Source organism: Marinobacter sp. bablab_jr008, from assembly GCF_016464145.1.
Taxonomy (GTDB): domain Bacteria; phylum Pseudomonadota; class Gammaproteobacteria; order Pseudomonadales; family Oleiphilaceae; genus Marinobacter; species Marinobacter nauticus.
In genome coordinates, this window is the sequence record NZ_JACDWW010000019.1 from 1 (window position 1) to 5,454 (window position 5,454).

At 53.7% G+C, this 5,454-nt stretch carries 4 protein-coding genes; 2 read left to right on the plus strand and 2 right to left on the minus strand.

The genetic code is table 11. The features are described from left to right. Window positions 1-24: 24 nt before the first annotated feature. Complete coding sequence (gene dmeF / locus JIF53_RS00425) at window positions 25-954, minus strand: CDF family Co(II)/Ni(II) efflux transporter DmeF (protein ID WP_011786633.1); 930 nt, start codon at window positions 952-954, stop codon at window positions 25-27. Between the two features lie 171 nt (window positions 955-1,125). Here dmeF and JIF53_RS00430 point away from each other — a divergent pair, with 171 nt between their 5' ends. Both JIF53_RS00430 and chrA read left to right on the plus strand, forming a co-directional pair. Beyond that, window positions 1,126-2,055, plus strand: a complete 930-nt coding sequence (locus JIF53_RS00430) for a chromate resistance protein ChrB domain-containing protein (protein WP_058091223.1) — start codon at window positions 1,126-1,128, stop codon at window positions 2,053-2,055. Between the two features lie 2 nt (window positions 2,056-2,057). Further along, window positions 2,058-3,509 (plus strand): chromate efflux transporter, encoded by a 1,452-nt coding sequence (gene chrA, locus JIF53_RS00435; protein ID WP_011786631.1) that lies wholly within the window; start codon window positions 2,058-2,060, stop codon window positions 3,507-3,509. 362 nt (window positions 3,510-3,871) lie between these two features. Here the strand turns inward: chrA and JIF53_RS00440 are convergent, their stop codons facing one another. Continuing rightward, window positions 3,872-4,669: a tyrosine-type recombinase/integrase gene (locus tag JIF53_RS00440; RefSeq protein WP_091855225.1), complete on the minus strand. Its 798-nt coding sequence runs from the start codon at window positions 4,667-4,669 to the stop codon at window positions 3,872-3,874. Window positions 4,670-5,454: the final 785 nt, after the last annotated feature.

Below are 5,454 nucleotides of genomic sequence, written 5' to 3' on the forward strand. Positions count from 1 at the left end.
ACTCTCTAATTTGCGTTCTCTCCGTTAATCACAGCGAAGAGGTTCCACCGTCACGTGGACCAGGGACTGGCAGTGTGCCTGAATGCGCTCCTTATAAACTGCGGGCGACTCGGGCTGATGCGAGACGACTGAGACAATAGCGGCATGAATGTTTGGGCCTATTGCCCACACATGCAGATCACTGACTTTGGCATCGTCGTCTTCGACGGCCTCTTTAACAGCGTCCTCCATGTCCTGATGTTGCTCGTCGAGAAGGATTTTTGAGGTGTCTCTTAAAAGTTGCCAGGACCAACGGGTTACCAGAATCGCACCGATAATCCCCATCATCGGGTCCATCCAGTTCCACCCGGCATATTTACCCGCCAGAAGGGCAACAATGGCAAGGACTGACGTCAACGCATCTGCAAGCACATGCAGGTAAGCGGCCCGTCGGTTGTGGTCATGGTGATGATGGTGGTGACCGTGATTATGCCCGTGACTGTGACCATGGTCATGACCTGCATCCCCCAGTATCCACGCTGACACCCCGTTGACCACCAGGCCTATGATGGCCACAAATATGGCCCCATCGAAAGAAATGGGGACGGGCTGGATAAAACGCCCAACACTCTCGATGACCATGTAGAGCGCAAAGACAGCCAGCAGAATGGCTCCGGTAAAGCCGCCCAGCGCATTGACCTTCCCCGTCCCGAAAGAGAATCGGGCGTTGCCTGCGTTTTTCCTGGCGTATGCATAGGCGAAGGCGGCAATACCCAGGGCCACCGCGTGCGACCCCATGTGCAGCCCATCGGCCAGCAAGGCCATCGAGCCATAAACGATCCCGGCCAGGATTTCCCAGACCATCATCGCCAGCGTTAGGCCCACCACGATGAGCGTTCGGATTTCTCCGGGGCGCTTCCGATCCTGGCCAAAGACATGCTTATGTTGCCAATGATCGAGTCGTTCGTGGTGCATCACAGTGTTCCTAGCGTGGCTGATGATTTGGTAAGTCTGGGGTCAAAACCAGCTTTTAACCTATCCCCCGTGGGGGGATATATGAGAATGCTACTGTAGTCAGATGGCCATCACAACCGTTCAGCCATAAAAGTGTTGTGATTGCTACAAACACGTAGTAGATTCTACAGAATGTCATGGCTTCTACTGATTCTGTCACTTCCTACAGAAAATGCGACGGTGCGTATGCGGGCCTGGCGCTCTATTAAGGCATGGGGCGCGGCTTCACTTCGCGACGGCGTCTATTTACTGCCAGCTCACCCCGATCACGTCGAGAAGTTGGAGGCTGTGGCCCATGACGTGCGTGAAGCCGGCGGTGTCGCCCATGTTGTACCCACTGACGGCCCGGATGCTCATGAATTCCCCGCTTTATTCGATCGTGCGGACGACTATGAGGCCTTGCACTCGGACATCGCAGAACTACGGGCAACGCTGCTGCCAGAATCGGCCATGGAGGTTATTAGGGAGACCCGGAAACTGCGTAAGCGCTTCACGCGCGTGTCACAGATTGATTTTTTTCCAGGTGCTGCCCGTGAACGGGTCGATCGGGCGTTGCAGGAACTGGAAACCGACGCAAATCGGGTGCTGTCGCCTGATGAGCCGCTACCTGTTTCAGGCACGGTCGCTCTCCTCAACCGTGCCGACTACCTGGGAAGGGTATGGGCAACTCGTCGCCGACCGTGGGTGGACCGCCTGGCCAGCGCCTGGTTGATTAAGCGATTCATCGATCCGGAAGCGAATTTTCTATGGTTAAGCTCTCCAGCTGATTGCCCTGATCACGCGCTGGGTTTTGATTTCGATGGAGCGGCCTTCACCCATGTAGCTGACAAGGTCACCTTTGAAACGTTGCTGGCGAGCTTTGGCCTGCGCCAGGTGGCACTGCAGCGGATCGCGGAACTGGTGCATTACCTCGATGTTGGCGGCCATCAGCCACCGGCGGCCACTGGAGTTGAATGCGTATTGATGGGCTTTCGCGAGTCTCATCATAACGATGATCAGCTGTTACTGGCTGCCAATCAGGTGTTCGACAGTTTGTACACAACCTATACGAAGGGGAAGTAAGCATGCCGGAGTCGTCCCACTCCACCGATACAGCCCACAGAACCCAACAAGACACTGTGCCATCGGGTGGCGATCGCAACGAGTTTGGTCATGAGATTACGTTTGGGGAAGCGGTGCGCGTCTGGCTAAGGATTGCAATGCTGAGTTTCGGCGGTCCTGCCGGCCAAATCGCCGTCATGCATCGTATTCTGGTGGATGAAAAGCGATGGGTCAGCGAAAGCCGGTTTCTGCACGCCCTGAACTACTGCATGGTACTGCCCGGGCCGGAAGCCCAACAACTGGCTACTTATATCGGCTGGCTGCTGCATGGCGTCAAGGGTGGGCTCGTGGCCGGCGGACTGTTTGTGTTGCCGGGTTTTTTGAGCATCCTGGTGTTGAGCGTGCTTTATGCGGGCTTTCAGGATGCAACCCTGGTGCAGGCGCTTTTCTTCGGGATTAAAGCGGCGGTGTTGGCGATCGTGATTCAGGCCGTCATCCGGATCGGTAAGCGCGCGCTCAAGAATGCCTATATGTACATCTTGGCGGCCCTTGCTTTCATTGCCATCTTTTTGTTCGCTGTCCCGTTCCCGGTAGTGATCCTGACTGCTGCCGTTATTGGCCTGCTGGGGCGGTACATGGACCCGGAACGATTCGTGGTCATCAAGGGACATGACACGCCCGAGGATGGTGAACGGGCGATCGACACCATGATGGATGGCGGTGCCGCACATCATACCAAGGCAACGCGCAAGCGGGCGCTCAAGGTACTCGCGGTCTGGCTACCGCTGTGGTTCACACCGCTAGTTGTATTGGCTGTATCGCTGGGCTTTGACGATGTCTTCACCCAGATAGGGCTTTTCTTCAGCAAGCTGGCCGTCGTCACCTTCGGTGGTGCTTATTCAGTATTGGCTTATATGGCACAGGAGGCCGTACAGAACTATGGCTGGCTTGCGCCAGGGGAAATGCTGGATGGTTTGGGCATGGCAGAGACCACGCCCGGCCCCTTGATTCAGGTAGTACAGTTCGTGGGCTTCATGGGCGCTTTCCGCGACGCAGGCCCCCTCGATCCTTTTACAGCGGGCATTCTTGCATCGATTCTGGCTACCTGGGTGACCTTTGTTCCCTGTTTTCTGTGGATATTCCTGGGCGCACCCTATGTAGAAAGGCTGCGCGGGAACCAGGCGGTGAGTGCTGCGTTATCGGCGGTCACCGCCGCCGTTGTGGGCGTGATGCTGAACCTGGCTATCTGGTTCGCGGTGCATGTCGCTTTCGCCGAAGTAGATACGGTTCGGACCTTTGGCATGCAGTTAATGGTGCCGACATGGGGCAGTATTCAGATCGCCAGTGTGGTGCTTGCACTGGCCGCCTTTATTGCCATGTTACGCTTCAAGGTGGGCATGTTGCCGGTGATCTTAGTCAGTTCGCTACTGGGCATCGCTTATTACCTGTTGTTCGGAGGCACGCCGAGCCTGTGAGCAGCGTGTCAGGCCTCTTTTTAGGAATGTCCACAGTAACGGGGTAGAACCCATTAAGCGCAGGCGCGACGAAGCCCATTTCATTGCGCCTTCGGTTCCATTCCATGGGCGCGCATACTGCAAGCGCTATTCGTCTTACTCGAATGTCCGCTTTGCGACCACACTGAACTTCACGCTTCAGTCACCAAACCATCTCCAATTGAAATGAAAACTACGTTTGGTGGGGCAGTGCAGCTATGGGGCCGGCGCTATCAACAAGACTCATGACAAGTGGGCTGAAATCAGGTAAGCAAACCAGTGGCATTTCTGGGGAGTTTGAACTGTGATAATGACTTCGCTCCAAAGTTTATTCGTTTGCTGGACTAACCAATATATTTGTACCCGGCATCCTGCAACGCTTCCTTCAGTGACTCCTCGGGAGGTTCTTCGTAAATGAGCGTTGTTGACGGTGACACATGGCCAGCGATTTTTTGGGCGACCTTAACTGACTTCTTTTGTTCATGAATGATATTCGTCATTAAAGTCCTCCGGCCACTGTGGGAGCTGGCTCGCTCAATACCTGCCCAATGTCTATGCATGAGAGCAAAGTGTTCCTGGAGAGTATTGGGAGAATAGGGGCCTCCTTTTTGAGTCAGGAATAGAGGATCCGTCTTTTTCACTGAGGGATGCGCTGCCAGGCGGATCGCAAGGTGATTTTCTATAGCCGTTCTCAGCGCAACGTCATTCATTGGAAGATCGCGCGATTTACCACGATGTTTTTTGACCTCAGGATAAAAATCCTCCGGTTTGATCTCGGCGCCAGCCTTGGCCATGGTTTCAATTCGCTGAACAAGCTGGTGGAAATCGTGAACACTAAAACTGATTCGACGCCGCTGGTACGTGGATTTGGATCGCTTCAACGCATCGGCACCTTTAGTGTAAGCCGCTGGCAACGCAAGGATTTCCTTAAGTTTGAAAGAGCACTGACCAGAACTTTCAGGGCCGAGTTCGGCGACGTCTTTGATCTGGAGAAGGGCAATTTCCTGAACTCGCAGTCCGAGCTTGAAGCTGATCTGAACCAGCGCCGTGTTCTTTTCCGGGTAACGATGCCCTTTGATCACGTGCAAGAGGTGAGCGAACTGTTCGGGCGTGAGCACGCGTGCCTGGCCGGTTTTGCCCATCGGGGAGCTCCTGGTAAGCCGCTCGGATGCGAGGAGAGGGTGAAAATAAAATCCGTAATAATGTGATTTTAACGGATTTCTGGAGTTTAGTAGAGAACTATTATGCTCAGGGCACCCAGGCAGACCTAATCATCCCAAACGGACCATTGGTTGCGCCTTGTAACGTCCATTTCTTCCAGAGCTGACGAGTACTACGGTTTTCAATAATCAGGAGCGGATCGTCTCAACCGGATTATCGATAACACCGTTCCACGTTTTCTCTCAATTCACAGAGCGGTTCCGAGGCTGCCATAACAAAAATCCGTGCTCCGATTCGCATGATACTTCTCGAGAGGTATAGGGGATGTTTTTTACCGGCATCGGCCAATACCTTTCGAACCCAGGGCATTACCTAAAATTGCGGAGTTCGGTCAGAGCTGACGCTATTCCACAATCGAAACTAACCGCCAGAATCCAAGGCACTGATCGCCCCGAAAGGCGCTATTCGAGAAAAAACCGAAAAACATTCAGAATCATAGAGATAGAAAGGTGGGCGACGAATTTAGTACTTCCTGTGAAAATTTAGCACTTTCTGTGGCTATTCTTTAGCACTTTCTGTGGTCGTCCAAGAATCCGTAATACTGTTATTTGAACGGATACCAGACTGCGCATAATGTATAGATGGTTCAGACCGGCAAAACACCGAAAAACCCCACCACGAAAAACGCCAGGAAGCCAACAGCCGCGCGGGTTTCCGCCGTGTCGAGTTCAGCCAAAATACGGGTAAGAATTTGTCGCCTTTTTGG

Excerpts from the sequence above, each read along its gene's own strand:
- JIF53_RS00430 (WP_058091223.1), top strand. The coding sequence starts at position 1,126 with ATGTCATGGCTTCTACTGATTCTGTCACTTCCTACAGAAAATGCGACG.
- JIF53_RS00440 (WP_091855225.1), bottom strand. The coding sequence starts at position 4,669 with ATGGGCAAAACCGGCCAGGCACGCGTGCTCACGCCCGAACAGTTCGCT.
- chrA (WP_011786631.1), top strand. The coding sequence starts at position 2,058 with ATGCCGGAGTCGTCCCACTCCACCGATACAGCCCACAGAACCCAACAA.
- dmeF (WP_011786633.1), bottom strand. The coding sequence starts at position 954 with ATGCACCACGAACGACTCGATCATTGGCAACATAAGCATGTCTTTGGC.